Source organism: Tolypothrix sp. VBCCA 56010 (assembly GCF_050875635.1).
GTDB lineage: Bacteria > Cyanobacteriota > Cyanobacteriia > Cyanobacteriales > Nostocaceae > Hassallia.
In genome coordinates this window covers 1-421 of record NZ_JBPAOH010000444.1, presented here as the reverse complement: position 1 = coordinate 421, position 421 = coordinate 1, and the positions used below count along the sequence as shown (strand labels likewise).

1 protein-coding gene is annotated in these 421 nt (G+C 60.3%); it reads left to right on the top strand.

The features are described 5' to 3' along the window. Positions 1-421: hypothetical protein (locus AABK37_RS41925; RefSeq protein WP_432557263.1), on the top strand; the 421-nt coding region annotated here is incomplete at both ends.

Below are 421 nucleotides of genomic sequence, written 5' to 3'. Positions count from 1 at the left end.
GGTGGCACCTTACAGCTCACCCCGCCGACCTCTACTCTTTATCTCCAGCAGTCCACTACTCTGACGCCTTCTTTCAATGGCTCCACACTGCCAGGCACCAGTGTTGTTTGGTCCATTCAGCCGGGGATTGGCAGCATCAATGCCAACGGCGTCTTTACCGCTCCCGCCTTCCTGAGCGCAGCTACCAACGTCGTCGTAACCGCCCGGCTCGCCTCCAACTGGAACATTGCCGCGACCGCGACCATGACGCTATTGCCCTCCGCCCCCCCTGCGGCTCCCGCGCCTGCTCCTTCCTCCAACTCTTCGTCGTCAAACTCCGGTGGCACCTTACAGCTCACCCCGCCGACCTCTACTCTTTATCTCCAGCAGTCCACTACTCTGACGCCTTCTTTCAATGGCTCCACACTGCCAGGCACCAGTG